Origin of the sequence: Acidisoma sp. S159 (genome assembly GCF_009766125.1) — a bacterium.
In the GTDB taxonomy this organism is placed as follows: domain Bacteria; phylum Pseudomonadota; class Alphaproteobacteria; order Acetobacterales; family Acetobacteraceae; genus Acidisoma.
On the sequence record NZ_LMUG01000059.1, the window covers coordinates 556441 to 583376 of the forward strand.

A 26936-nucleotide genomic window follows, 5' to 3' on the forward strand; every position below is an offset into this window, starting at 1 on the left:
AAAGCAAGAGGTCATCATGCTGGAGCAGACGCCGCCTGCAACCGCTGAGCTGGAGACGCGATATCGCGATCTCTGGCGCATCCGGCTCTTCGAGGAACGCACGATCGAATTGTTCAAGAAGGGTATCGTGAAAGGCACGGCGCATTCTTGCGTCGGCCAGGAGGCGATCGCCGTCGGTGCCTGCGCCGCACTGGAGGAGCACGATACGATCGTGACGCATCATCGCGGTCATGGTCACTGCATCGCCAAAGGCGCCGATACCACGCGCATGATGGCCGAGTTGCTGGGGCGAGAAACCGGTTATGGACACGGGTTGGGCGGCTCGATGCATATCGCGGCGCTGGATCGTGGCGTGCTCGGAGCGAATGGCATTGTTGGCGCGGGCCTGGGTATCGGCGTTGGTGCCGGTTTGGCGTCTCAGGTTTTGCGGACGGGCCAGGTGTGCATCGCCTTCTTCGGTGATGGCGCCTCGAATGAGGGGCTGTTCCACGAGTCACTGAATCTCGCGGCATTGTGGCGGCTGCCGGTGGTCTTTCTCTGCGAGAATAATCGCTACGGTTTGTCGCTTGGCGTCGCGCAGGCTTCCGCGATGCCGCGTATATCCTCGCGCGCGGCGGGCTATGGAATTCCGGGCGAAACGATCGACGGCAACGACGTTCTGGCAGTGGAAGCGACTGTCGCGAAAGCCGTTGCCCGGGCGCGAGCGGGGGAGGGGCCAAGCCTCATCGAGGCGATGACCTATCGCTGGGGCGATCATTCGATGCGCTCGAATTTGCCGCGCTATCGGCCCGAAGAGGAAGAACAGGGCGCGCGCGAAAATGGCGATGCAATCGAACGGTTAGGCGTCGTGCTCTCCGATCGGCAGGTTGGGGATGATCGGCTCGCCGCGTTGCGGGCGGAGGCGGACGGCGAGATCGTCACGGCCATCAATGTGGCAACGGCTGCGCGGGAACCGACGGAGGCTATTCTGGCCGGTGCGGTGTCCTCGCCGCACGCGACGGCGATTGAGCCGGAAAAGGGCGATCGGCAGCTTTTCTATGTCGAGGCCATCCGGGAGGCGATGGATCAGGAATTGGCGCGTGATCCGCGCGTGGTTCTGATCGGCGAGGATGTCGGGAAGATCGGCGGTCTCTTCAGCTGCTCGAAGGAATTGCAGACGACTCACGGTGAAAACCGCGTGCGCGATACGCCGATCTCCGAAAACGTGCTCATCAATGCCGCGGTGGGTGCGGCACTCACGGGGCTGAGGCCGATTGTCGAGGTGCAGTTCTTCGACTTCGTGACGCATATGATGGACGGGATCGTCAATCAGGCGGCGAAGCTGCGCTTCATGCTGGGGGGCGATGTTCCGGTTCCGCTAGTTGTGCGAGGGCCGCAAGGCGGCGGCATTCGTCTGGGCGCGCAGCATTCGCAGTCTCTGGAAGTATGGTTCGCGCATGTGCCGGGGCTAGTCGTGCTCGCGCCATCCGACCCTTATGATGCGAAGGGGCTGCTGGCGGCGGCGATACGGGACGACAACCCGGTGATCTTCCTTGAGCACAAGATGCTCTATACGAACAGCAAGGGTCCGGTGCCGGAGGAGACGTATATCATACCGATCGGCAAAGCGGCCGTTAAACGCGCCGGCAAGGACGTGACCATCGTTGCCACTATGGCGATGGTTGACGCGGCTTTGAGCGCGGCGCGGGAACTTGCGCGTGATGGCATCGAGGCTGAGGTGATTGACCCGCGAAGCATTCGTCCATTGGACACCGCGACGATCTTGACCTCGGTGCGGAAAACGAACCGTTGCGTGGTCGTCCATGAAGCCTGGAAGACCTACGGTTTTGGCGCGGAAATCGCGGCAATGATCATGGAAGAAGCCTTCGACGATCTGGATGCGCCGGTCGAGAGGGTTGGCATGCGCGGCATTCCAATGCCGTACAACGCTGACCTCGAGCGGCTTTTGATCCCAAATGCAAAAGATATCGTGGAGGCGGTGAAACGTGCTTGCTACGTGAAGACGGGCTGAGGCGACTTCGGCGCCAAGGCGTGTGGCTACCGAATGCAATCGAAGACGAATAAGCTGGAGAAAGCGACATGGTCGAGAGACTGGATGTAGAATTTAATTCCGAAGGCACGACTTGTCGCGCCTGGCTGTACAAGGCGGATGGCGGCGGTCGCAAGCCGACTGTGGTTTTGGCGGGTGGCTGGTGCTACGTGCGCAGCATTGTCATGCCGACCTATGCACAAGCCTTCGCGAAAGCCGGAATCAACGCGATGGTTTTCGACTATCGCAACCTTGGCGACAGCGAGGGTGACAATCGGCAACACCTCGACCCGTGGGCACAGATTCGCGACTACCAGAATGCGCTTTCTTTTCTCGAACGACACGAGTCCGTAGATCCGGATCGGCTCGGAGTCTGGGGTATTTCCTACTCCGGTGGACACGCTTTGATCCTGGCCGCCACCGATCCGCGTGTGAAGACGATCGTCAGCCAGATCCCGGTGATCGATGGCTACGAGAATATGCGCCGCGCCCATGGAACCATGGAATTCCGCCGCCTCTGGGCAATGATCCTCGATGACCGTCGGCTGCGCTTCGAGAAACCCGGCGAACGTCTTTACATGCCACATGCGACGGAAACCTCAGACACCGAGGTTTCGTCGTGGCCCTTCCCAGAAACCGTCCGCACCTTCATGGCGATCAAGGAGAAGGAAGCGCCGCTGTATCAGAACAAGAGCACGGTCGAGTCCGTGGACTTGCTGATGAACTATGACGTCGGGCCGTTTGTGAAGCGTATCTACAACACGCCAACGCTGATGATCGTGGCGGAGGGTGATGACCTAACCCTGTGGGATCTGGAGATCGGCGCCTTCAATGCAATTCCGAGCGTGCGGAAGAAGCTCCATGTGATCCCACATACATCCCATATGACGCTATATTCCGATCAGTCCAAGGTCGAGAAGGCTGCTAGGATGGCGACCGATTGGTTCGTCGAGACGCTATGACCTTGGCTTCGGCCGCTGGGCAGCCGGCGTCCGAACCTCAGAAGGACGCGTGATATGCGGCAGAAGCGTTATCCCGATGCGGCGGCGGCGCTCGGCGGATTATTGCGCGACGGCATGACCATGATGGCTGGAGGTTTCGGACTCTGTGGAATCCCAGAGAAGCTGATCGAGGCGATCCGGGACAGTGGCGTGCGTGGGTTGACCTTCATCTCGAATAATTGCGGTGTCGATGATTTTGGCTTGGGCTTGCTGCTGGCCAGCGGGCAGATCGATAGAATGATCAGCTCCTATGTCGGCGAAAACAAATTATTCGAGCAGCTCTACCTCGCCGGACGCCTGGAGTTGGAGTTCAATCCGCAAGGCACGCTCGCCGAGCGGATCCGCGCGGGGGGCGCCGGCATTCCCGCTTTCTTCACCAAGACCGGGGTGGGCACGATCGTGGCGGAAGGCAAGGAAATCCGGCGCTTCAAGGGCGAGGATTATGTGATGGAGACCGGGCTTGTCGCGGATCTTTCGATTGTAAAGGCCTGGAAGGGCGATCCGGAAGGGAACCTCGTTTATCGGAAGACCGCGCGCAATTTCAACCCGATGATGGCGACTGCGGGCACCGTGACGATCGCGGAGGTCGAGCATATGGTGCGGCCGGGCGAATTGGATCCTGACCATATCCATACGCCGGGGATCTACGTCGATCGCATCATCGAGGGGCAGAACTACAAGAAGCGGATCGAACGTGTGACCACCCGACTTCGCGCGCGTCTGGAGGTTGTCTGATGGCATGGACCCGGGATGAGATGGCGCATCGCGCCGCGGGCGAAATCCATGACGGGTTCTATGTCAATCTCGGCATCGGGATTCCGACACTCGTCGCCAACTGGATCGCGCCCGGTCTGACAGTCACGCTGCAAAGCGAGAATGGCATGCTGGGAATAGGCCCATTTCCCTACGAGGATGAGGTCGATGCCGATGTCATCAACGCCGGCAAGCAGACTGTCACAGAAATTCCTATGACGAGCTACGTGTCGAGCGCCGATAGCTTCGCGATGATTCGTGGTGGGCACATGGACCTTTCGATTCTCGGCGCGATGCAGGTGTCGGAGACGGGAGACCTTGCGAATTGGATGGTGCCGGGCAAGATGGTGAAGGGCATGGGCGGCGCCATGGATCTCGTGGCTGGCGTCAAGCGCGTCACGATCCTGATGGATCACGTCGAGAAATCCGGCGCGCCCAAGCTGGTGAAGCGCTGCACCTTGCCGCTGACGGGCACTCATGTCGTCGATCTGGTTATCACGGATTTGGCGGTGTTTCGCTTTCGGAAGCGTGGCGGCGCGCTTGATCTCATCGAACTCGCGCCTGGCGTCGGCCTCGATGAGGTGCAAGCGAAGACCGAGGCGGCGTTCACGACGTCGCTGGGTGGCCAATGAGCCAGGATGAGGGAGCGCTGTTCGGCCTCGCGGGTAAAACCGCGCTGGTCACCGGTGCTTCCGCCGGACTTGGGCGGCATTTCGCGGGAGTATTGGCGCGAGCCGGCGCCAATGTCGTGCTGGCCGCGCGACGAGCGGAGGTGTTGTGGGAGGCTGTCGCGGAATTGGAGGCCACCGGATTCAGCGCCGCGGCGACCGTAATGGATGTTTCCGATGCTGGTTCGGTGGGGAGCGCCTTCGCGCAAGCTGAGCAAGCATTTGGACCGATCTCAATCCTTATCAACAACTCAGGCATTGCGCTTTCGGGTTCGTCACTCGATCTCGACGAGGAGGATTGGGATCGCACGCTGGATACCAACCTCAAGGGCGCGTGGCTGGTGTCGCGAGCCTTTGGACGCAGCGCGAAGGCTGGGAGGCGGGAAGGGGTAATCGTGAATGTCGCCTCAATCCTCGGCTTTCGGGTCGCCGGTCATGTTTCGGCCTATGCGGTTTCCAAGGCTGGGCTGGTGCATCTGACCCAAGCGATGGGTTTGGAGCTTGCGCGTTTCGGCATTCGCGTGAATGCGCTGGCGCCCGGCTATATCTCGACTGATCTCAATCGCGACTTTTTCGGAAGCGATGCGGGGAAGGCGATGATCGCTCGCATTCCCCAACGCCGACTGGGGGCTCTGGAGGATCTGGACGGGCCATTGCTGCTGCTGGCGAGCGACGCATCGCGCTACATGACGGGTTCGACGATCGCAGTTGACGGCGGCCATCTGGTGAGTTCGCTGTGACCGGACCAGATGAAACACTGGGGCTTGATGTCGAGCGGCTGCGAGGTTTCCTGGCGGAAAGGCTCGGATTGAGCGGCTCGATGGCAGTGGAGCGGATCAGCGGCGGACAATCCAACCCGACTTATTTCGTAAGTTTTCCGGACCGCCGGATGGTGCTGCGCAAACGCCCCGCGGGTCCGACTTTGCCTTCCGCTCACGCGATCGATCGCGAGTATCGCGTGATGGCGGCGCTTGCCGACACGGATGTGCCGGTGCCGCGTATGGTGCTGTATCACGAGACGCCGGATGTGCTCGATACGCCTTTCTACCTCATGGAACGGCTCGACGGCCGGGTATTTCACGACTGCGCGCTACCCGGCCTCTCGCCTGACGAGCGGCGTGCGATCTACCTGAGCATGGCGGAAACTCTGGCGAAATTGCATGCCGTCGAGCCTGCCGCGATCGGGTTGGGCGATTACGGCCGCCCTGGAAATTACTTCGAGCGACAAATCGCTCGGTGGTCGCGACAATGGGCGGAGTCGCCGACGAAGGACATCCCGGAGCTTGATGCTCTGGTCACTTGGCTGCCTGCGCATCTGCCACCGGATGACGGCGCCATCGCGATCGCTCATGGCGATTTCAGACTCGGCAATCTCATCATCCATCCGACCGAGCCGCGTGTTGTCGGAATTCTCGATTGGGAGCTTTCGACACTCGGTCATCCACTGGCGGATCTTGGCTTTTGCTGCATGCCTTGGCACACAGCGCCGGATGAATATGCGGGCATTCTCGGCCTCGATCGTGAGGCACTGGGAATTCCGACGGAAGCCGAGTTCGTCGCGCGTTATTTTGCCCGTGCCAAGCCGGTCGAGGGCTTCGGCAGCTTCCATCTGGCCTTCGCGCTATTTCGCTTCGCTGTCATTTTCGTAGGGATTGCCGATCGGGCACAGGCGGGCAATGCGGCGGGCGACAATGCGGCCGCAGTGAGCCATTTGGGCCGTCACTTCGCGCGCCGTGCCCTCGATACCACCAAAAGTGCCTGATCATCGAACTCTCGGAGCCTCGCCATGGATTTCGCCTATTCATCGCGCGTCGAGGATCTCCGCACCCGCCTGTCCGACTTCTTGGAGACGCGCGTACTGCCCGAACATCGGCGCGTGACCGAGCTGATTGAAGCTGGAACTTATCCGCTCGAAGTCATCGAGCCTTTGAAAGCCGCTGCCAAGGCGGAAGGGCTGTGGAATCTGTTCTTGCCTGGACTGCGCGAGGACGAGCCGGGCACGCGGCTCACCAACCTCGAATATGCGCCGCTGGCCGAGTTGATGGGGCGCTTGCCATGGGCGCCCGAGGTGTTCAACTGCAATGCGCCCGATACCGGCAATATGGAAATCCTGCACCTCTTCGCGACGGTGGAGCAGCGGAAGCAATGGCTCGACCCTTTGTTGGCGGGCGACATTCGCTCGGTCGTCTCGATCACGGAACCTGATGTTGCTTCGTCGGATCCGACGAATTTGCAGACCGAGATCCGGCAAGACGGAGCGGAATATGTCATCAATGGGCGGAAGTGGTTCAACACCGGCGCACTCCATCCGAAAGCCGCGTTCCTGCTCGTGATGGGTGTGTCGAACTTCGAGGCGGATGCGCCGCGCCACCGGCGGCATTCCTTTATCATCGTTCCGATGGATGCGCTGGGTTTCCGCATCATTCGCAACGTGCCCATCATGAATCATCACGCGATCGAGGGTCACTGCGAGGTCTCCTTCGACAATGTGCGGGTGCCAGCCGGAAACCTTCTCGGCGAGGAGCATGCGGGCTTTGCCATAGCGCAGGCACGGCTGGGGCCGGGGCGGATCCATCACTGCATGCGAACCATCGGGCAGTGCGAGTTGGCTCTGGAACTCATGTGTGTGCGGGCGTTGCAGCGACGCGTCTTCGGCCGTGCTCTCGCTGATTTCGCCAATAACCAGGACGAGATCGCGCTGTCCCGTATCGAGATCGACCAGGCGCGGCTTCTGTGTCTGCGTGCGGCGTGGCGGATGGATACCGAAGGAAACCAATCGGCGCGCGTGGATGTCTCGGCGATCAAGATCGTCGCGGCTCGACTGCAGGTTCGCGTATTGGATCGCGCAATGCAGATTTTTGGCGCTATGGGTCTCTCCAATGATACGCCACTGGCCTATCTTTGGAGCTGGGGCCGCGCGCTTCGACTGTTGGATGGACCCGACGAGGTGCATCTGCGCGTCGTGTCTCGTGACGAGGTCGCCAAGGCCAAGGCGCAGCCGGATCGGCACGCGCTGTATTTCACGGCGCCGTCACGGTGAGAGCAACGTCGCTCATTGCTCCTAACAAGCAGCCTGTTGACCGGAAGGAATCGTTCACATGAATCCACACGAGAAACACCGTTTCGGCCGGTCATCGTTGAGCGTCACCGCGCTGGGGCTTGGAACAGCGCCGCTGGGAAATCAGTTCCGCACGGTCACGGAGGCGGATTCGCAAGCGGTTTTCGACAGGTCCTGGGATGCCGGGCTCCGCTACTTCGACACCGCACCGATGTATGGCCAGGGCCTTGCGGAGCATCGGACTGGCGAGGCTCTGCGTCTTCGTCCTCGTGAAGACTATGTCCTCTCGACAAAAGTCGGCCGGATGCTTGTGCCCGTCAGCCGTGAGGAGGCGAAGTCTCCGTTCTGGGTCGATCCGTTGCCGTTCAAGGTAGCCTATGACTACAGCTATGACGGCGCGATGCGTTCCTTCGAGGACAGTCTGCAACGCCTGGCCCTCGAACACATCGACATCGCCTATATCCACGATATCGATGTCTTCACCCATGGTCCGGATCAGCAGAAGATCTACTTCCGGCAGGCCATGGACGGGGCGTACAAGGCGCTCGATCGCCTTCGCTCGGAAGGGGTGGTCAAAGCCATTGGTGTCGGATGCAACGAATGGCCGGTTTGCCAACAGGCTTTGGAGGAGCGGGATTTCGACTGTTTTCTTCTTGCCGGCCGCTATACGCTGCTCGAACAGGACGCGCTGGATACGTTTCTCCCGCTGTGCGTGGAGCGCAACGTCGCGATCGCACTCGGCGGCTGCTACAATAGCGGCATTCTCGGAACGGGCGCGATACCCGGCGCGCATTATAACTATGGTCCCGCACCTCAGCCGATCATCGATCGCGTCGTGCGGATCGAAAAGGTTTGCAAAGAGTTCAATGTTCCGCTGAAGGCGGCGGCGTTGCAATTCGTTTTGGCGCATCCCGCGATCCCGACTGTGCTCGCCGGAACGCGCAACCCGCATCACATGCAGGAGAACATCGACCTCATGGTCCAGCAGATCCCGGCCGAGTTCTGGGCCGCGCTGCGGGACGCGGATTTGGTCAGGGCCAACGCTCCAACACCTTCCTGAATGTATCGAACTTCCAACGGTCGCTTCGCACGGTTGAAGGCTACGCGTGAACTGTTCAGAATGGACAAAATTGCGGTTGTTAGCGGTAACCCAACCGTGTGAGATGTCAGAGCCTATAACTAGCCAATATAAAAACCGCCTCTCTGCTGTCGTCATCAGGAGAAGAGGCATTGGGGAAAGAAAGCATGTCCGACGAAGAAAAACTCATCGCCGCGGGAATGCGACTGCATGATCCAGTCGGCCGCCGCGTGTTCATGCAATTGGCGGCCGCGGCCGGCGTTGCGGTTCCGGTGGGCGCGGCAGCAGGGTTCATGCCATCGGCCCGCGCCGCCGCGCCTGGGAAGATCGCGGCGCAGTTCGCGACTCTCGCCAATGACTATTGGGCTGCCTTCGAAAAGGGCTTCAAGGCCACCGCCGGCGCGCTGAAGGTCGGCGACGTCGTGATGATCCATGACAATGATGCGGCGCGTGAGCTCAGCCAGGTGCGCGGGCTGCCCACCGAAAGCGTCAATATGCTGGTCAACACGGTTGTCGCCGCCGGCGAGGTTCCGATGGTCGCGCGGCTGTGCCAGCAGAACAGCGTCTATTATACCGCGATCTGGGAAATTCCGGCCTGGTTCACGCCGCCGGATGTCGGTGACTATTTCGTATCCTACAACACTGCGAATTCTGTGCTCGCAGGCTACGAAGTCGCGACCGCGCTCTTCAAGTCGATCGGCGGTGAAGGCACGGTCGTTCACATCAAGGGCCTCGCGACACCGACCGACGATGCGCGGACGGCCGGTATGATGAAGGCCGCGAAGGACTTCCCCGGCATCAAAATCGTCGGCGGACTGCGTGGCGATTGGGTGCGGGAAAAGGCACGCAGCGTGATGCTGAGCATGGTCACGGCCTATCCCGACATGAAAGCGGTCTTCGCGCAGAATGACTCGATGGCGCTGGGCGTGCTCAGCGTGCTGAAAGAGCGCAAGATGACCTCGGTCAAGGTCGCCGGTATCGATGGTCTGCCGGAGGGTCTGACGGAACTCGCGAAAGGCGGACAGTTCGTCGCCACGAACACCTCCTTGCCACCCTATCAGGCAGGTTTCGCGGCGGTGATGCTGTTCGACACCTTCTCGGGCTGGAAGCCGAGCCTGCCGGAGCGCCTGCTCTATACGGGTTCGCTGACCGCGACGGCGGAGAATGCGGAGTCGATCAACCGCAAAGTCTACGAAAGCGCGACGCTGCCATTCGACTGGGTGAAGATGAGCCGCACGCTGTCGCCCAAGGACTGGGACCCGCAGAACACGATCATCCCGATCGACCCCTTCGCGCGCTGGGGCGGCATGCCTGGCGATGGCAAGCTCAACGCGGCCTATAAGGCGGCGGATTGGCAGACGCAGCTTGCCGCGACGACGAAACTCTATGCGGACCACTACAAGTCCGGGCCGTTCCATGCCGCCTAGCGCGGTCGCCGCCAGCCGTCCGGGTTTCGACCCGGGCGACCAGGCGGCGTCACCACCCGCGCTCGAACTGCAGGACATCAGCAAGTCCTATCCCGGCACCAAGGCGCTGACCTCGGTCAGCTTCACGCTGAGGCGCTTCGGCATGCTGGGTCTGGTGGGGGAGAATGGGGCCGGCAAGTCGACCCTGCTCTCCATCATCAATGGCACCGTGCGGCCCGATCAGGGCACGATCGCGATCAATGGTGAGAGCGTCGGGTTTGGCCACCCCTCCGACGCCGCGCGTCACGGCATCGCGACCGTGTTCCAGGAACAGGGGCTGATCGGCACGATCCCGGTCTTCGAGAACATCTTCCTGGGGCGGGAGACGAAATTCGCCTCAGCCGGCTTTCTGCATCAACGGACGATGATCTCTGAGACGCAGGCCGTGCTCGATGAGCTTGAGATCGAGGTCAGCCCCACCGCGCTCACGGGCGATCTCTCCTTCGGCCAGCGGCAGCTGGTGGAGATCGCCAAGGCCTTCGCGCTCGGCCGGGTCTACCCAGTCGAGCCGATCATTCTGCTGGACGAGCCGACGAGCGCCTTGTCGGACAAGGAAGCCGCGAAGCTGTTCGATGGGATCACCCGCTGGCGGACCAAGGGTTCCTTCGTTCTCGTGTCCCACCGTCTCGGCGACATCTTCACCACGTGCGACGAGGTTGTTGCGCTGAAGGATGGCTGCGTGGTGATGCAGCGCCCTGTCGAGGGCACCGACGAGCAGACGCTGCACCAGGCGATCGTCGGGCGAGAGCGCAACACCCATTATTATCGTGAGGCGATCCAGACGGAGCCCACGAATCGCGTTGCGGTCGCGGCGGTCGATATCTCCAGGCAGGGGCATCTACGGGGTGTCTCCTTCGAGCTGCGGGCAGGCGAAATCCTTGGTGTCGCGGGCGTGTTGGGCTCGGGCAAATCTACGCTCGCCAAGGTAGTCGCGGGGGCGGAGGCGCAGGATGCCGGCACGATCGCGATCGAGGGCAAGCCCATGAAGGCCGGATCGCGCCGCGATGCGCTCGGGCTTGGGATCGGCTATGTGCCCGCCGAACGGACCGTCGCTGGGATCATCGGCACCGATACGATCGAGAATAATCTCACTTTGCCCAATCTTGCGCAGGTCTCTCATCGGTTCCTCGCGATGATCTCCCCGGCGCGCAGCCGGGCGCTCACCAATAGCTGGATCGGTCGCCTGCGCATTCGTGCGCCTGGACCGGCCGCGATGTGCCGCACGCTGTCCGGCGGCAACCAGCAGAAGATCGTGTTTGCTAAGTGGCTGGCGCATAATGTGAAGGTGCTGGTGCTGGACGATCCGGCGCGGGGGCTGGATGTCGGCGCCAAGGAAGATATCTACGCCCTGATGCGAGAGATGGCGCAGGGCGGCGCCGCCATTCTGCTCGTTTCCGACAATCTTCCGGAGCTGATCGGTCTCTCCAACAGGATCATGGTTCTGCGGAGCGGAATGTGCTCGGCGATTATCGACGCGCCCAAGGATGCGAAGCCGCGGGAGGTCGATATCCTCCCCGCCATGCTTTAGGACGAATATGAACGCAATCGTGGACGGCCTGAAGTCTAACCGGTTTGTTGGAGGGCAGCTTCGCTCCTTCCTGCCGCCGCTGATCGCGATCCTCATCCTGATCGCCTATTTCTCATTCGTAAACCCGCTGTTCCTGTCGGCTTCCAATGCGGGGAATATTGGCCGCCAATCCTCGGTCCTGCTGATGGTGTCGCTGGCCGAGACGGCAATCATCCTCGTGGGTTCGATCGATCTCTCTATCGGCGCGCTCGTCACGCTCTCGGGAATCCTGACGGCGCTGACGGTCGATTATGTGGGCGTGGTCGGCGCGGTGGCGGTCGGTATCGCAATAGGCGCGCTGGTCGGGCTCATCAACGGTCTCGTCGTCACCCGGCTGCGCGTGCCATCCTTTCTGGTAACGCTCGGTATGTTGTCGATCCTGTCGGGTGTCGCCAATCAGATTTCGCAGGGGCAGTCGATCCTGTTCAACAACCAGATGCTTCTCAACATCATGAATGGATCGCCATTCCTGTATGTGCCGAACGTCATCTGGTTCGCCATCCTCGCAACGGTTGTCTTCACGATCATCGCTTTCAGGACGAAGCTTGGACGCTACCTCTACGCGCTCGGCGGTGGCGAGCTGGTCGCTTCCAATGCTGGTGTGCCTGTCACGGCCTATAAGGTTCTCGCTTTCGTCATTTGCGGCGGGGTTTGCGGTTTGGCGGGAGTCATGCTGACGGGGCAGGTCGGCGCTGGAACGCCAACGGCGGGAAGCGGGCTGCTGCTCAATGCGATTGCTGCTGTGGTGATGGGCGGCACGGCTTTGTCGGGCGGTGTCGGTGGCCCTCATCGTACCTTCCTCGGCGTGCTGGTGATCGCAATCCTGACCAACGGCATGGATGTGACGCAGGTGAATTCCTTCACGCAGGATATCGTGAAGGGTGTGGTGATCATCCTGGCTGTGTCCCTGACGATCGACCGTTCGAAATACGCGTTCATCAAGTAGCGGCCACCATTCGGCCGAGGGAGGCCATACCAGGCAAATCGCGATCATGAGAATAGTTTGTGATCGTAGCCGATCAGTGTGATCTGAGCGCCGTCGCTCGTCTGAATGATGTCACTGCCATCGATGACTTGCTCGCTCAAGATTGAAGATGAGCCAGTGAAGCCGATTTGATCCTCGGCCTTGAATCCCAGGATTATCTCCGACCCCGAAAGCCCGTACAGAAAAGCGTACAAATCCGGGGCGCCGCCGCCGATCACCGTCGTATCGCCGCCCCCGGCTACGACGGTGTCGGCCGCGTTGTTGAGAGCGAGAACGGCGAGGCCGGAGACTGGCGCGACCATCACTTCCTGGCCGGAACCCGTGGTTCCGTTCATGATCGCGTCGCCGGATTGTGGCCCGACCATCGTTGTGGCGCCGCTTCCGTTCGCGAACGCGAGCATACTGGTGGCGCCGGCGGGATCACCCACGCCGCCGCTCAATGTCGTTGATCCGTCGCCGCTGCCACCGATCAGCGTGCTGTTACCGGTGCCAGCCACGAGGTTACTGACGTTCGAGCCGGTGCCACCAATGAGCACGGTATTGCCCGAACCGCCTTGCGCCGACACCGCGCCATCCCCGCCGACGAACAGAAGCGAGCCTGAGCCGCCTTGAACTGTGCTCCCATCAGTGCCGCTGAAGATGGTGCTGGCACCTGTTGCCGCGTTGATCGTATCGGCGCCTCCCGCGTAGATCGTGTCGTTTCCGCTGCCCGCAATGAACTGCGTATTGTTTTGCAGGAAAGCGGAGACGTCGCCCGAACCACCGGTCAGGGTATCGTTGTTCGAGAGATCGTAGATGGCGCTATAGCCATCGGAGGATGTTGCGGACTCGGTCTGAGTCTCGAAGGGCGGCGTCACCTCTCCGGGCACCGGCAGGTTCGCCACCGCGCTAGCGAGCGCGCTATAGGGATCCGAAAAAGCCGAGATGCTGAAGGTGGGAACTTCGGTTTCCGACGGAGTTTCCGAACTGCCACCAGTCACGATGAGCGAATTGTTGGTGGATGTAGAGTCGGCCGGGACAGCATCGCTCCCTGAGCTTACGGCGCTCGATGCGCCGACGGAGGCACCGCTGCCGAAGACGCTGCCAAAGATTGGTTGAGCATCGGCGCCGGGAACCGTACTGTTATTTGTGAATTGGAATTCTGGAAACGATCCGGAGGACCCGTCCATGGAATATCTCTTTTTCCAAAATGTGCTTTGCGATCATGTTTGCTTTGAGTCATCCTGGGAGCTCGCAGCTTTGAGAAGGTACATGTCGTCGGAGCGATCATCGGTGACTGAGCCTCTTTGTGGTGAGTGTCGGCGGGAATGATCAAATCATTGCTGTGTCGGAAGAAAAATTCGTAGCGCGGATGCCTAGCGTTAATCAATTGGCTAGAAGTCTGTGCAGAGGGCTGTCTGTTAGAGCGACGAGATCACGATGTTCCGGGTGCATTTCCAGCGTGGCAGGAGTGGTTTAGGATGCTCACATGGCAGTTGTTTTGGTAGTTCTGGGAAGTATCGGTCCAGCATTAGACCCTCGAATGTTAGCGATTAACGAAAACTTAAATTTTGGGGCACAGGCGGATACGTATCTCTCGGCGACCTAAGGGTGGCCAAGTGCGTGGAGAAGGTGCCGGTTATCAGCAGGGTGTCGAACTAACGTGGACGTTCCTCAAGATCGGCTTCGGGTTTCCGGACTCCGCCGAGAGGGGCTTGGTCCCTTGGATATTGCCGTGGGAACCGGCAAATGCCTTGCGATCAGCGGCCGGTCCGGGGTGGGGAAAAGTCTGCTGCTGCGAATGATTGCAGATCTCGATCCTCATGAGGGGGAAGCGTGGCTCGATTGCGTCGCGCGCTCGCGCTCGACGGGACCTCAGTGGCGGCGGCAGGTGATGTATTGCGCGGCTGATTCGGGTTGGTGGCACGACAGCGTTGGTGCGCATTTCTCGCCAGCACCGCCTTTGGCCTTGGCGGCGCGGCTTGGTCTGGGATCCGGCATTTTCGCACAGGCGGTGCGGCTGTGTTCGACAGGCGAGCGACAACGGCTGTCGCTGCTGCGCGCTCTCGTGTTGGAGCCGCCGGTGCTGCTGTTGGACGAGCCGACCGGCCCGCTCGATCCGGAAAGCACTGGCATGGTAGAGGAGGTTCTGCGCGAGCGGCTGAATGGCGGCACGTCGATCATCATCGTGACGCATGACGCGGCCCAGGCCGAGCGCCTGGCGGATCAGCGGTTGGTCATGCGTGACGGGCGGTTGATCCCGGCATGACCCCCATCCTCCTCACGCCGGGCGACCTTGCCGTGGCGGCCTTGCTGATCCTGTTGGACGGCGCGCTGTCGGTCATTCTTGGGTTGCGGCTGCATCGCCAGATCACCGTGGCCTCGGTGCGGCTGGTCGTGCAACTCCTGCTCGTGGGCTACGTTCTGCGCGCGGTCTTCTCGCTTGGTTCGCCCGTAGTCACGTTGCTGATCGTATTGCTCATGACGCTGGTCGCCTCCCGCGAGGTGGGTGCCCGGACCGAGCGGCGCCTCGCGCGTTTCGGCAACTACGCGATCGCGGCGGCCGTCGTGACCGTGGCGACGGGCGTGACGGCGGCGCTGGCGCTGACCACGGCGATCCAACCGCATCCCTGGTGGAACCCGCGTTACGCTATCCCGCTTGTCGGGATCATCCTGGGCAGCGTGCTGAACGCCGGAAGCCTTTCGCTCGACAGCATGCTGGAGGGTGCCGCGCATGAGCGGGTTTCGATCGAGGCGCAGCTTGCTCTTGGGGCCACCTATCGCGAGGCGCTGCGTCCGCTCATTCGCAGCTCAGCCCGGCGGGGCTTGGTGCCGATAATCAACCAGATGTCGGCGGCGGGGATCATCACTTTGCCAGGGATCATGACAGGCCAGATCCTGGCGGGGATGGACCCGGTGGAGGCGGTCAAATACCAAATCCTCCTGATGTTCCTGCTCGCTGGTAGTAGCGGTCTGACCTCGGTCGGCGTCGCCTTCCTGGCCGCGTGGCGGCTGACCGACAGCCGTCAGCGCCTCAGGCTCGACAGGCTTTCCGGCTGATCCGGGCTCGTGTCTTGCCAGCGGTCGCAGAGCTTGTGCAACTGAGGCAGTCGTCGGCGGTCAGCCGGCCAGGAACGAGCGCGGCCATGCAGGACCTCTCACGTCGAAGCACCCAAGCCGAGGTCATGGATGACGAGACGACCAACCCGGAGGACTACGCGCGCTGCCTGGCTGATCTCGAAACCCTCAATCGCCTCACCTTGACGCATCGGCCTACCTTGCGCTGGTTGGACGCGGCGACGCGGGGTATTCCGGCTGGCGCCGTTGTTTCCGTGCTCGACATCGCCTCTGGCCACGGGGATCTGCTTCGGGCAATCGATCGCTGGGCTAAGCGGCGGGGGTTGCGGCCGCGACTGACGGGGATCGATCTGAACCGCCGCAGCGGGGTCGCGGCGGCCGCGGCGACGCCGGCTGATGTCGAGATCGCCTGGGTGCAAGGGAATGTCTTCGACTATGAGCCGCAGCCCAGGCCCGATTTCATCGTGAGTTCACAGTTCACCCATCATCTCGACGACGATCAGGTCGTCGCTTTCCTGCGCTGGCTGGAAGGCCATGCCATGCGCGGGTGGTACGTGGCGGATCTGCACCGTCATGCCATTCCCTATTACGGCTTTCGCTTGCTCGCACGGCTCGCCGGATGGCACCGCATTGTGCGCTATGACGGAACCGTCTCGATCGCGCGCAGCTTCCGGCGCGCGGATTGGCAGCGCTTGATTGCCGCCGCTGGCGTTCCGGCCGAGGTGCATTGGCATATGGCGTTCCGGCTTTGTGTCGGCCGGATTAAGCCTCCCGCACAGGCACGCCCGTGATCTTCCCGAAGACGCTGCAGACCACGGCCGCCGTCGCCGCTCACTACAACGATCTCGACCGCTTCTATCGGGAGATCTGGGGCGACCATGTGCATCATGGCTATTGGGAAACCGGGCGCGAGACGCCGCGCGAGGCGGCAGAGGCGCTGGTCGATCGTCTCGCCGACCGGCTGGAATTGACGCCGGGCCTGTCTCTCATCGACATCGGCTGCGGCTATGGCGCGACAGCGCGGCGGCTGGCCGCAATGCGCGGCGTCACTGTGACGGGCGTGACAGTCTCCGCCGCTCAGGCAGACTACGGGGCAACTGAGCCGGCTACCGGCGTCACAATCCGGGTGATGGACTGGCTCGCGAATGATCTGCCCGACGCAGCCTTCGACCGCGCCTACGCGATCGAGAGTTCCGAGCACATGCCGGACAAGCAGCGCTTTTTCGAAGAGGCGTTCCGCACCCTGAAGCCCGGCGGCGTTTTCGCGATCTACGCCTGGCTCGCCTGCCCCAACCCCAAGACTTGGGAGGTACGGCATCTGTTGGAGCCCATTTGCCGCGAAGGCCGCCTGCCGAGCATGGGCGACGAAAGCGATTATCGTGCGCTTGCGGAGGGCGCGGGTTTCCGCGTCGAGCTTGTGAGCGATATCAGCCGGCAAGTTCGCCGGACCTGGTGGATTTGCCTCAAGCGCGTGGCTGGGAAGCTGGCGCGCGATCCCAGCTATCGCCGCTTTCTCACCGAACGCTCCGCCTCAAACAGGGTCTTTGCTCTGACTCTGGTGCGCTTGCTGGCAGCCTACCGCACCGGGTCTATGCGATACTGCCTCTTGGTGCTGCGCAAGCCCGACTGAGGGTCGCTCAGCCCTGCAGGGTCCTCTGGAACAAGGCAAGCATCCAGCTCATTGCCTGGAGGAATAAGGCCGGGTCATAGCGCGGCCCCTCGTCGCGCAGGAACGCATGAGCGGCGTTGACCTCGTGCCACTCGTAACGTGCGCCCACTGCCTCCAGCCGCTCCCGGATCGCCTGACGGCCGGCGAAGGGCACGTGTGGATCTTGACGGCCCCAGACGAACATCGCCTCCGCCTTGAGTTCGTCCATGCGGGCGAGGCTGTCGTCGCCCGCGCCCGAGCCCAGCGTTCCGCTATGGATGTCGGTGGCATAGAAACAGGCAGCGGCGGAGACAGCCGGATTCAAGGCGGCGCGATAGGCGAGATGGCCGCCGAGACATACGCCAAGCGTCGCAAGCCGGCCCGTGGAGGCCTCGTGTTGGCGCAAGTACGCGAGGGCGGCCGCGGCGTCGGCGTCAAAGGCAGCGATCGGCTTGGTGGTTTTGAGTGCGTTGCCGCGATCGGTTCCGGGCGCGTCGTAGCGCAGCACCGTGCCGAGCGGCTCGTATTCATGATAGACCTCGGGCACCGCCACGACATAGCCTTGACCCGCGACCAGCGCGGCAAGGCGCCGGATCGGATCGGTCACCTGGTAGATCTCGGAGAAGAACACCACGCCGGGAAAGCGGCCCGGTACCGCTGGCCGAAACAGATGCAGGCGCATCGGCCCGGTGGTGCCCACAGGGATATCGGCGGTCTCGTCGCTGCGGATGATCATCGTCGGCCTCGTGCGGTTCGGAGGCAATCTGGCCTTTGGTCACGGCTCTCCGCAACGGGGCGAGCTACGCGCGAATAGGACAGAGGTCTGGTTGGAGGGCAAATGACGGTCAAACGTATTGTTACGAATATCGCCAGCGACCGCCTTGAAGGCGCGCGGGGCTTCTACGGCGCGATTCTGGGGTTAGAGATCGTCATGGATTTCGGTTGGATCATGACCTTCGCCGGCGAAGGCCGTAGCGCGCCGCAAATCTCCATCGCGTCGGAAGGCGGGTCCGGGACAGCCGTGCCGGACCTCTCGATCGAGGTCGACAATCTGGACGAGATTCACCAGCGCGTCCTCGCGGCGGGTCTTGCGGTGGAATATGGGCCCGTGAATGAGCCATGGGGCGTACGCCGCTTCTACGTCCGCGATCCCTTCAACCGTCTCGTCAATATCCTCCAGCACAGCGAAGTGGCTGGACGGGCCTGAGGCCGTCAGTGCCCAATGGTATCAGCGGCGCGAGGAGCGCTGCGCAGTGCCAGGTCGCGGAGACGTAAGCCGATCACGAGCGCGACCAGCAGCAGCGCTCCGCTCACCAGATAGGCGAGGCCGAAGCCTGATACGAGGCCGCGTACCGCCACCTTGCGCGCATCTCCAGGCAGGCCGGCAAAGGCGGCTGCGCCCTGGCTAAGCGAGCCGAGATCGATCGCGCGGTGAATACCAGATTCCCGTAGCGCGTTGCCGAAACTAAGAGTGAGCAGAGAACCGGCGATGGTGCTGCCGAAGGCGCCCCCCATCGAGCGCAGCAGGAGCAGCGCGCCGGTCGCCGAGCCGACATCGCGCCGTTCCACAGCGTTTTGCACGACCACGATGGTTGTCGGCATGCAAGCGCCGATGCCAGTGCCGAGTACAATGCTCTCGGCCATGATCAGGATCGCGCCGGTCTTGGCGCCCCCCGTCGCCAGCAGGAAGAAGCCCAGCGCCGCGCCGAAGAGACCGGCAACGATGATCATCTTGGACTTGCCGAGGCGGCGCGTGAGCGAACCCGCCAGGTAAGCGCCAGCGGTGCTCGACACGAGGAAAGGCATCACCAGCAGGCCCGAGGTCTCCGCGTCGTAGCCGTGCAGAAGCTGGAAATCGAGCGGCAGCAGGAAGGTTCCGACGAAGAGGCCGAGCGAGGCGAAGAAGGCGACCGCCACGCCGCCCAGGAAGATGTCATTGGCAAATAGCCTCGGCGGCATAAGTGGATCGGCGGCGCGATTTTCCTGGACCGCAAGTGCGCCAAGCAAACAGAGCCCGAGCAGACCCAGCACCAGGACCGGCGCCGACGTCCAGCTATAGGCGGTGCCACCCCAGCTCAACATCAGCAGCAGCGCACTGATGCCGCAGGTCAACAGCACGGCGCCGACCACGTCGATCCGGTTGCGACGTGGAACCACAACGAGCAGGCGGAGCGCGCGGTCACAAAGAAAGATTGCGAGCAGGCCGAGCGGCAGGTTGACCCAGAAGACCCAGCGCCAGCTCAGATTATCCGTGACATATCCCCCGATCACCGGCCCCGCGATCGAGGCGAAGGCCCAGGTGCCAGCGAGATAGCCCTGATAGCGGCCTCGCTCCCTTGGCGAGACGACATCCGCGATCGCCGCCTGCGCCATGGCGAACAGGCCGCCGCCGCCGATACCCTGCAGGCCGCGAAACAGGATCAGCTCCGGCAGCGACGTGGAGATGGCGCACAGCCCGGACGCGACAATGAAGATGGCGATGGCCGGGATAATCAGCGCGCGCCGGCCATAGGTGTCGGAGAGCTTGCCGAAGATCGGCGTCGCCGCGGTCGAGGTCAGCAGATAGGCGGTAACAATCCAGGCCAGATGCCCGTAGCTGTGCAAATCGCGCGCGATGGCCGGGACGGCTGGGATGATAACGGTCTGATCAAGCGCCGCGAGCAGCATGCACAGCATGATGCCGACGACGACTCGCAGTATCTGGGGATGGCTGTACGTCGGGTGAGAGGGTTCTCCAGGCTGGCTGCGTGCATCCATTCGGCGAGGCTACGCTGTCAGACCCGGCACGTCAGCCCATCGCGGGCACATGTGGCCGTGACAGTGGAATGAAGGCATTCGCGGATCGCGCGGCCAGCAGCTTCTGGTAAGTCACTCGTCTCCTTACCGACGGCCCGACCCGCCACCTGTGCGGTCGATGGGTGCGGGTTGAGCGTTTTCGCTCTGAGGGAAGTTTTGAAACACACTCTCGGCGGTGTGCCGTAGAGGCTGAGTCTCGCTGTCACTATCGGGTTCGGCCTGCGACTCGGGCTCGTGACTGTCGCCACCAGTCGCGGCGGCCCGGTCGATGTCAGGCTCCTCGGCGCTTGTGGCATCCACGCTGCCCTTGCGCCGCCGAGACGCCGGGCGCGATGGGCGCTTGCGCTTGCGAGGCGCGCTTTCGGCCGTCTCGGCTTCGGTTGCCGGAACAGGCTCGAGGATGGTCGAGGCGACGGCATCGGGTGGGTCATCAGCCTTGGCGCCCGCTTGTTGCGCCACAACGGGCGAGGCTGGTTCGTCCGACCCAGCGGCTGGCCGCTCTTCGGGCTCGAACTCGAATGCGAGCTCGGATTGGGCCACCGTGCGGTCTTGCGGGCTAGCAGTCCGTCGCACCCGCCGCCTCGTCTGCGGGGGTGCGACGGTCTCACTCGATTCGATTTCTTCGACGCTCTCAACGCTCGCCACAGCACCTTGCAGTGTCTTGGCTACGGAGTTTCGCTGCCCGATTGCCGGCGTCGTGTCGCGGAGCCTGTGGGCAGCCTGCGCCAAAGCTTCAGCCAGTGCACGGGAGCCGGGCGCAAGCTCCGCGAGTGTCTGGGCGACGGCTTGCCTGAGGCGCGCCGGATCCGGTGTGTTGGGATGATTCTCAAGATAGGCCGAGAGAATCAGGTCAAGGGGAGCCTGCGATGTGGCGCCGCGGAGACGGGTCATGGCGGGGATTTAGTGCGGCGCATCATGTGGATCAATTAGCGGCTATTCATGCTGACGTGGAAGTATTTTGGTCGCACCGCAGAACTCCGCCGGTCATCACGCGGGTCTCGTAACGAATCTGGCGGCCGCGCAGTACCGCGCTCGATACCAGCGCGGAACCCTTAGTCTGAGCTATCCGCACTGCCATTGCTGCCAGGATCGGAGGTGGTCGGTGACTCGCTGGTTCCCGGAACGTCCGAGGCTGCATTCGGGTCGTAGGTGGGAATGCTCGGCGCCGAGGCGGAAAGGTGGTTGCCGTCCTCATCGACCCGTTGGTCCAGCGCCCCGCTGAGCCCCGGCCCGTCATCGGTATCTGGCGACTGCGCATCCGGTGCTTGGGGATCCGATGTCGATTGTGCATCCGACTGGGCATAGGCGGCAATTTGGTAAGGAGGGCGTGCCACCAGGAAGATTCCGAGCGCAAGACCGGCGAAGAAACGTAAGACGCCAGGGACGAGACGGCGGCTCATCGGGAGAACTCCAACTAATAAGCGGAAGCCATACGAAGTCTCACTGTGCGGCGCAGCTTGGACTTAAGCCTTAAACTGAGCCGAAATCACAAACCCGCGAGCCGGTAGTTCAACGGCGGCGAAACGGAGGTCGGCATCTCTCACTTCGCCCTGACAAGGCGCATCGTGTTTGAGCGCGGAAGCCCCGCCTGGTGAGGACGGGGCTTCATCGCCAGGCGTAACGCCTAGTGCGGCCGGTGGAATGCCGGGCTTAGTAGTAGCCCCAGTAGCCATGGGGGTGGGAGTGATCCTTTACCCAGTGCCGATGGTGGTAATGATGACCGTGATAGTAATACTGCGCGCTCGCCGTTTCGATCGAGCCGAACAGACCACCAGCAAACGCAACTGAGAGAACGGCGGCTACCAGAAATTTAGACTTCGATTTCACTATGATCACTCTTGTCTATTTATGTTGCGGCACCTTTGAAAGCCTTGCGGCACGTAAGCACTTTCGAGGCGCGGGCGAACCTGACCACTTTGGCGGTAAGGTCAAGGTGAGATACTGTCCAAGTTACAACTTGCTACAAAACGCCCGGTTATCGCCACAAGCCGCAGTGCCGATCCCTGGGTCAGCGATCCGGCTATGGCGGAAGGGACGAAGAAGCCGTTCTTCCGGTGCCTGGGGCATCCTGAGAGGCCGGGCTATCTCAGTTCAAGCCGCATCTCGTTGGACTGCTGGAAGCCCATCCGATCGTATAGAGATCGGCCCTTTGGCGAGGCGTTCAGGATTGCGCGGCCGCAGCCCAGCCCGCGAAGGTGGAACAATGTGGCCTCCGTCAAGCGGCGGGCCAGCCCGCGCGTGCGCCAAGCCGGCTCCACAAACACACCCCAGATGTAGCCGTCGCGCCGAAACTCCGGCGTGAAGACGTTGGGGTAGGATGGCCGATGGATTTGGCATGAGGCCGAGGCCACTATCGCGCCCTCGGCTTCCGCCACAAAGGCGGCAAAGGCCAATTGCTCGCGAGCTTGCGCCATGAAGGCGAGCACGCGCCCATGACCATCGGGTTCGAGAGCCTCGGCAGAAGTCCCGAGGTCGATCCACATCCGCAGGAAATGGCTGGCGATCAGGTCATCATCGGCTGACTGCGCCGGGCGGACCAGGACGGCAGGGGGCGTGCTGTCAATCATGGGGGTCTCGCTCGGAAATTAGCCGGCGAGCACGCATACCGCGCCTCGACAGGCCGGCGGCTATGAATTTTTCGCAGGTCGCGGCGTCGCGGCAGAGGACCGCAATCAGCCAGTCACATTCGCGGCGCAGGATCTCCCAAGAATCATCCTGATGGAGCGAGTATGCCTGAATTGACTGTGGCTGTTCTCCCTGTCGCGGATCGCCGCTTCATGATCCTGCTGGTCGAGCCACCCTTTGGTGAGCCAAAGCGCGAGCCGGACGCCGGCAGCAGCGGGAAGGGCTACACCGAGGACGTGCTACGCATGGCTCTGGCCCAGCGGTATGGTCTGTCCTGGCCTGAGATCGAAGAGCGTATCGCCGCCGCAAGAGCCTGACGCAACCAGGCTTCCGCTCAGGCGCGGGGGCGAAGATCTCATCCCGGAGTCTAGCCGCGGATCCGACGGCGAAAGATTCCCCTGATCCGTCGAGCCCAGCCAAGACGCGCCCGGCGCAGCTTTCAACTCGCGGCGGCCATAAACGTATTCGTAAGCCGCATCGGCGGCAGCCAGCGAAATCGCCCAGTCGTTCTCGAATTGCGGCACAGTTTGAGGCGCCTCGCTCGAGCACCTGCGGCGGCCAAAGATCATCACAGCCTACGTCCTCGTGTCTGTGTTGTATTTGATGAATGGCGGTCGTCGAACGGCCGGTTGGCCAGCAGACTTCCTCAGACCGCCTCCGAGCCGCCAGTCAACCGCGAATCTCGCCGCTGCTATTCGCGGCGTGCAGCCTGTCTCACACGAAACTCGATCTCGTTGCGCGCAACCCCGATGTCCTTCAACGCGTGATCGCTGAGACCGTTGAGCTCCGCAGCCGCTCGCCTCATCCGCATGAAACAATGATATTTCCTCGCGCACATGCAAACAAAAGCCCAGGCCGTCGCCAAAGCCCTGCGATCGTGAGGCGTGCCTGTCGAGCTTGTCTTGCTATATGATCCACGAGGCGGCTCGCCCCGAGAGACCTCGGACCGCGCGAAAGAGGTTAGATTGAGAGGTTGAGTTGGCATCGGATTCTCCTGTTGGTTTGGCCGTTGCTGCAGGAGAGATTGCCGCCTGTCCGTTGCCGGAGGATGTCAGGCCCCGCCAATATTGCTACACCCGTAGCGTAGACGGGCCGGCGGATAGATGCCGGGCGTCCGAACGACCGACCCATTTTGCGAGGAACATTACATCTGTAACCGGATTGCCCGATACTGACATCGAAGCACAATGAGTGCATGGCTTTTTCAGCGGTAATTCGCATGGCTCGGGCGACGTGCTTGTGAGGATCTCGAACCAGGGGAAGACACGCGTTGAACAGATTGGGGGAACGTGGAAATAGGTGAGACGGCCGGTGTCGGCCGACGCAGAGAGGGCTCGTGCCGCTGGCGTACCTGGCTGCTGCTGGGACTGTCGCTGGTTGCGAGCGAAGCCCATGCGCATGCCCGGTCAACGCACCCAAACGTCGATATTCCCGCGGATCACGAGCCCATTACCCCGATTCCGCAAACGCTCTCCGTTGATTCGCGCACGGTCAAGCTCGGGGCGGAACTCTTCAGTGATCCGCGCCTCTCCGGCGATGGAACTCGTGCCTGTTCATCCTGCCATGACGTGACGACGAACGGTGCTGGCGCAACTCGGTTCGATCGAGCGCCGGACGGGTCGTTCATTCCGCTCAATACAAATACCGTTTTCAATGCAGCGCTGAGCTTTCGGCAGAACTGGGAGGGCAATGCCGCTTCGCTAGAGGATCAGGCTGCCCAATCCCTGAGCGATCCGCGCATCATGGCATCGAGTCCGGATAATGCCCTTGAACGCATAGCGGATGACAAGGCACTGAGAATTCAATTCGAGCTGGTGTATGGAGAGGGGCCTAACCGCGCAAATCTTTTGGATGCGATTGCCACCTATGAGCGGTCTTTGCTGACACCGGGCAGCCGCTTCGATCGCTGGCTGCTGGGCGACAAGGAGGCCCTTTCCGACGAGGAACAGGTCGGCTATGGGCTCTTCAAGTCGCTGGGCTGCGCGTCTTGTCATCAGGGGGTCAACGTTGGCGGCAATCTGTTCGAGCGGACGGGCATTTTTGAAGGACTGCTTCATAAGCAGGCGATAGACCTGCGGGTGCCGAGTTTGCGGAACGTTGCGGTCACCGCTCCCTATTTCCACAACGGGAGCGCCGCTACCCTGGATAGAGCGGTGAGCCGGATGGGATACGCCCAGCTAGGCCGGACGCTATCGGCCGGGCAAATCAAGGCAATCGTCGCATTTCTCGGCAGCCTTACCGGCTCGTATCAAGGCAAATCTTTGAAGGCTCCCTCGTGAGATCGGGTGTTTTGGCCGAATTGTTGACATTCCGGTACAGCCGACATCTGCTCTATCCGATTGCTCACAAAGACCCCGACGCGCGACCAGCGTCGAACCCCTGTCCACACACCTTCGAGGGCATGATCAGCTCATGACGCACACCGATTCGCCGGCCATCTCAAAACTTCTGGAGATCCGCGAAAGCATCGATAATATCGATGCAGCTCTCATCCATATGTTGGCCGAACGATTTCGCTGCACCCAGAAGATTGGCCTCCTGAAGGCGGAGCACAATCTGCCGCCGGCAGACCCCGAGCGTGAAGCGCATCAGGTCGCCCGCTTAAGGCAGCTCGCCCTCGACGCAAAACTCGACCCCGAATTCGCCGAGAAGTTTTTTGGCTTTATCGTGCGCGAGGTCATCCGGCATCACGAGGCTTTGCCGCGCTGAGCAGTTCGCACCGAGCTCGAATCCGATCTCGCCGAGGTCGTCGCATCTCCGCTCTCGGAGCCGGCGACTTCACCGGCTTCCTTCGTAGGCGCGCTCTGCAAAAGTCAGCGAAGTTGGACGATGCTCTTGTCCCGGCTGAACGTGGCTCTGTGCCGGTCCGCGAATGCACCGCGCCCCGTCATGCCCAAGGGGAAGCGAGTTTCAGCCGTTGGTCGCGAAACCTCGTCGACAATCTGCAAAAACTTCGACTTCGTATCGATCTGTCGCATCTCGTTGGCAATATGCGAAGCCCGCCTCTGGTATTCGGGGTCGCCCAGAACGATTCGCACGGCCCGACGTAGCGCCTCTGCCGTCGGTTCGTTGGTCTCGAGATTGATGCCGACGCCCGACCAGGCGACACGCGCATTCACATCTGCCTTGTCCTCGGTCATCCCGGCGGTGACGAGGGGGACGCCAAAACTCAGCGCCTGATTGACGCTTCCGTAGCCACCGTTTGTGACAAACACATCTATTTTCGGGAGCAACCACTCAAACGGCAGATATGACGCCAGCCGCGCATTGGCGGGGATCCGACCGGGAACCGCGTCGGTCGGCCGGCCGCCGGTCGTGACAACCACAAGCAACTCCGGGTCATCGGCGAGTGCCGCCAGCGCCGGCGCCACCAGATGGCTGAAATCATAGTTCGCGACTGTTCCCTGTGTGACGAGAACGACTTTGCGAGAGCCATCCAGCTCATCGGCCCATGGGGGGAGGGGCGCTTGCTTTGCCATGATCGGCAGCGGCCCGATGAACCGCACGGAGTCCGGTAGGTCTGCACGGGGAAATTCGAAGTTTGGCGTCGTAAGCTGTAGATACGCATCGGGCAGGGTAACGAGCGAATCGAAGATATTCGTGGGAAGTGGTCCGCAACCCATTCCCCTCAGGCATTCATTCGCTGAGCGGTTGGCAGGCTCCATGAAGACCGCTTCGAACTCCTCGGATGCCGCTTCGAATTGCTCGCGCCGGGCATTCTCGGCCGCCATAGGAAAGCCACCGAGAATGGGCACGCCATCGTTGCGATGCCAGAAAAGGTAGGTCGTGCCACACAGAATGATGGGAGGACGCTTCGCGCGTGGACCGAGCAACATGGGAAGGGCACCCATGAAGAGATTTTCGGCGATGATAAGATCCGCCGGAAATTCGCTCAGAACCTGCATGAGGCCCTCGTACTGCCCGGGAATCATATCGATAAACAGGCGCTCCACACTGAAGCGGGCCTTCTCCAGTCCGGGGGGCATGAGGCCGAATTCCGGATATATAGCCGTCAAATCGCTCAGATCCTGATCGGCGCGGCCGGGGAACGGATAGAAAGTCGCGCCGATTGCCTCTATGCGCTTCCGCATAATGGTAGCTGTGAGGCCCGCAACCTGATGACCCTCGGCAATCAAGATACGTCCGATTGCCAGAAGCGGGTTGAGGTGTCCCATGAATGGGTTCGAAGCGAGAATTATCTTCAC

The 26936-nt window shown here is 61.8% G+C and carries 27 protein-coding genes; 19 read left to right on the forward strand and 8 right to left on the reverse strand.

What is annotated here, in order from left to right; genetic code table 11:
- Nucleotides 1-16: 16 nt before the first annotated feature.
- The 11 genes from GSQ92_RS19370 (at nucleotide 17) to GSQ92_RS19420 (ending at nucleotide 12566) form a co-directional block, all read left to right on the forward strand.
- Nucleotides 17-2011 (forward strand): pyruvate dehydrogenase complex E1 component subunit beta, encoded by a 1995-nt coding sequence (locus tag GSQ92_RS19370; RefSeq protein WP_158804663.1) that lies wholly within the window; start codon nucleotides 17-19, stop codon nucleotides 2009-2011.
- A 68-nt stretch (nucleotides 2012-2079) separates the two neighbouring features.
- Nucleotides 2080-2991 (forward strand): alpha/beta hydrolase, encoded by a 912-nt coding sequence (locus GSQ92_RS19375; protein ID WP_158804662.1) that lies wholly within the window; start codon nucleotides 2080-2082, stop codon nucleotides 2989-2991.
- A 54-nt stretch (nucleotides 2992-3045) separates the two neighbouring features.
- A complete protein-coding gene (locus GSQ92_RS19380; protein WP_158804661.1) occupies nucleotides 3046-3765 on the forward strand; it encodes a CoA transferase subunit A in 720 nt (239 codons plus the stop codon).
- On the forward strand, nucleotides 3765-4415 hold the full coding sequence (locus GSQ92_RS19385; RefSeq protein WP_159013854.1) for a 3-oxoacid CoA-transferase subunit B: 651 nt from the start codon (nucleotides 3765-3767) through the stop codon (nucleotides 4413-4415). Before GSQ92_RS19380 ends, GSQ92_RS19385 begins: the two co-directional genes overlap by 1 nt.
- Nucleotides 4412-5191, forward strand: a complete 780-nt coding sequence (locus tag GSQ92_RS19390; protein WP_158804660.1) for an SDR family NAD(P)-dependent oxidoreductase — start codon at nucleotides 4412-4414, stop codon at nucleotides 5189-5191. Before GSQ92_RS19385 ends, GSQ92_RS19390 begins: the two co-directional genes overlap by 4 nt.
- Nucleotides 5188-6213, forward strand: coding sequence for a phosphotransferase family protein (locus tag GSQ92_RS19395; RefSeq protein ID WP_254066646.1), 1026 nt, complete (start codon nucleotides 5188-5190; stop codon nucleotides 6211-6213). The genes GSQ92_RS19390 and GSQ92_RS19395 overlap by 4 nt, the downstream gene beginning before the upstream one ends.
- Before the next feature lie 24 nt (nucleotides 6214-6237).
- Entirely contained in the window at nucleotides 6238-7491 is a 1254-nt protein-coding gene (locus GSQ92_RS19400) for an acyl-CoA dehydrogenase family protein (protein ID WP_159013855.1), read from the forward strand.
- Nucleotides 7492-7549: 58 nt separating this feature from the next.
- Entirely contained in the window at nucleotides 7550-8569 is a 1020-nt protein-coding gene (locus tag GSQ92_RS19405) for an aldo/keto reductase (RefSeq protein WP_158804658.1), read from the forward strand.
- A 185-nt stretch (nucleotides 8570-8754) separates the two neighbouring features.
- Nucleotides 8755-10014 carry a sugar ABC transporter substrate-binding protein gene (locus GSQ92_RS19410; protein WP_158804657.1) on the forward strand — a complete coding sequence of 420 codons (1260 nt, stop codon included), beginning with the start codon at nucleotides 8755-8757 and terminating at the stop codon, nucleotides 10012-10014.
- Nucleotides 10004-11581 (forward strand): sugar ABC transporter ATP-binding protein, encoded by a 1578-nt coding sequence (locus GSQ92_RS19415; protein WP_159013856.1) that lies wholly within the window; start codon nucleotides 10004-10006, stop codon nucleotides 11579-11581. The genes GSQ92_RS19410 and GSQ92_RS19415 overlap by 11 nt, the downstream gene beginning before the upstream one ends.
- A 7-nt stretch (nucleotides 11582-11588) precedes the next feature.
- A complete protein-coding gene (locus GSQ92_RS19420; protein WP_159013857.1) occupies nucleotides 11589-12566 on the forward strand; it encodes an ABC transporter permease in 978 nt (325 codons plus the stop codon).
- 44 nt (nucleotides 12567-12610) lie between these two features.
- Here GSQ92_RS19420 and GSQ92_RS19425 read toward each other — a convergent pair whose 3' ends face one another.
- Nucleotides 12611-13774: a hypothetical protein gene (locus GSQ92_RS19425; protein ID WP_158804655.1), complete on the reverse strand. Its 1164-nt coding sequence runs from the start codon at nucleotides 13772-13774 to the stop codon at nucleotides 12611-12613.
- A gap of 533 nt (nucleotides 13775-14307) precedes the next feature.
- On the opposite strand from GSQ92_RS19425, the gene GSQ92_RS19430 reads away from it, so the two are divergent.
- From GSQ92_RS19430 to GSQ92_RS19445, 4 genes are all read left to right on the forward strand, one after another.
- The gene (locus GSQ92_RS19430; RefSeq protein WP_254065803.1) at nucleotides 14308-14853 is read left to right on the forward strand and encodes an ATP-binding cassette domain-containing protein; all 546 of its coding nucleotides are present in this window, start codon (nucleotides 14308-14310) and stop codon (nucleotides 14851-14853) included.
- Nucleotides 14850-15644, forward strand: coding sequence for an ABC transporter permease (locus GSQ92_RS19435; protein WP_158804653.1), 795 nt, complete (start codon nucleotides 14850-14852; stop codon nucleotides 15642-15644). The genes GSQ92_RS19430 and GSQ92_RS19435 overlap by 4 nt, the downstream gene beginning before the upstream one ends.
- Nucleotides 15645-15730: 86 nt before the next feature.
- Nucleotides 15731-16453: a methyltransferase domain-containing protein gene (locus tag GSQ92_RS19440; RefSeq protein ID WP_158804652.1), complete on the forward strand. Its 723-nt coding sequence runs from the start codon at nucleotides 15731-15733 to the stop codon at nucleotides 16451-16453.
- Nucleotides 16450-17292, forward strand: coding sequence for a class I SAM-dependent methyltransferase (locus GSQ92_RS19445; protein ID WP_158804651.1), 843 nt, complete (start codon nucleotides 16450-16452; stop codon nucleotides 17290-17292). Before GSQ92_RS19440 ends, GSQ92_RS19445 begins: the two co-directional genes overlap by 4 nt.
- A gap of 7 nt (nucleotides 17293-17299) precedes the next feature.
- Here GSQ92_RS19445 and GSQ92_RS19450 read toward each other — a convergent pair whose 3' ends face one another.
- The gene (locus tag GSQ92_RS19450; protein WP_158804650.1) at nucleotides 17300-18046 is read right to left on the reverse strand and encodes a dienelactone hydrolase family protein; all 747 of its coding nucleotides are present in this window, start codon (nucleotides 18044-18046) and stop codon (nucleotides 17300-17302) included.
- Between the two features lie 102 nt (nucleotides 18047-18148).
- Between GSQ92_RS19450 and GSQ92_RS19455 the strand changes: the two genes are divergently transcribed.
- The gene (locus tag GSQ92_RS19455) at nucleotides 18149-18517 is read left to right on the forward strand and encodes a VOC family protein (protein WP_158804649.1); all 369 of its coding nucleotides are present in this window, start codon (nucleotides 18149-18151) and stop codon (nucleotides 18515-18517) included.
- 5 nt (nucleotides 18518-18522) lie between these two features.
- Here GSQ92_RS19455 and GSQ92_RS19460 read toward each other — a convergent pair whose 3' ends face one another.
- From GSQ92_RS19460 to GSQ92_RS19475, 4 genes are all read right to left on the reverse strand, one after another.
- The gene (locus GSQ92_RS19460; protein WP_158804648.1) at nucleotides 18523-20067 is read right to left on the reverse strand and encodes an MDR family MFS transporter; all 1545 of its coding nucleotides are present in this window, start codon (nucleotides 20065-20067) and stop codon (nucleotides 18523-18525) included.
- A gap of 123 nt (nucleotides 20068-20190) precedes the next feature.
- Nucleotides 20191-20997 (reverse strand): hypothetical protein, encoded by an 807-nt coding sequence (locus tag GSQ92_RS19465; RefSeq protein ID WP_158804647.1) that lies wholly within the window; start codon nucleotides 20995-20997, stop codon nucleotides 20191-20193.
- 161 nt (nucleotides 20998-21158) lie between these two features.
- Nucleotides 21159-21506: a hypothetical protein gene (locus tag GSQ92_RS19470; protein WP_158804646.1), complete on the reverse strand. Its 348-nt coding sequence runs from the start codon at nucleotides 21504-21506 to the stop codon at nucleotides 21159-21161.
- A 681-nt stretch (nucleotides 21507-22187) separates the two neighbouring features.
- Entirely contained in the window at nucleotides 22188-22673 is a 486-nt protein-coding gene (locus GSQ92_RS19475; RefSeq protein ID WP_158804645.1) for a GNAT family N-acetyltransferase, read from the reverse strand.
- Between the two features lie 162 nt (nucleotides 22674-22835).
- On the opposite strand from GSQ92_RS19475, the gene GSQ92_RS19480 reads away from it, so the two are divergent.
- The gene (locus GSQ92_RS19480) at nucleotides 22836-23048 is read left to right on the forward strand and encodes a hypothetical protein (RefSeq protein WP_158804644.1); all 213 of its coding nucleotides are present in this window, start codon (nucleotides 22836-22838) and stop codon (nucleotides 23046-23048) included.
- Between the two features lie 374 nt (nucleotides 23049-23422).
- Here the strand turns inward: GSQ92_RS19480 and GSQ92_RS31775 are convergent, their stop codons facing one another.
- Nucleotides 23423-23716, reverse strand: a complete 294-nt coding sequence (locus GSQ92_RS31775; protein WP_371418565.1) for a DUF1127 domain-containing protein — start codon at nucleotides 23714-23716, stop codon at nucleotides 23423-23425.
- Nucleotides 23717-24020: 304 nt separating this feature from the next.
- Between GSQ92_RS31775 and GSQ92_RS19490 the strand changes: the two genes are divergently transcribed.
- Nucleotides 24021-25010, forward strand: coding sequence for a cytochrome-c peroxidase (locus GSQ92_RS19490; protein WP_216850377.1), 990 nt, complete (start codon nucleotides 24021-24023; stop codon nucleotides 25008-25010).
- A 133-nt stretch (nucleotides 25011-25143) separates the two neighbouring features.
- Nucleotides 25144-25440 carry a chorismate mutase gene (locus tag GSQ92_RS19495; protein ID WP_158804643.1) on the forward strand — a complete coding sequence of 99 codons (297 nt, stop codon included), beginning with the start codon at nucleotides 25144-25146 and terminating at the stop codon, nucleotides 25438-25440.
- Nucleotides 25441-25544: 104 nt separating this feature from the next.
- Here GSQ92_RS19495 and GSQ92_RS19500 read toward each other — a convergent pair whose 3' ends face one another.
- Nucleotides 25545-26936 carry a glycosyltransferase gene (locus GSQ92_RS19500; protein WP_159013858.1) on the reverse strand — a complete coding sequence of 464 codons (1392 nt, stop codon included), beginning with the start codon at nucleotides 26934-26936 and terminating at the stop codon, nucleotides 25545-25547.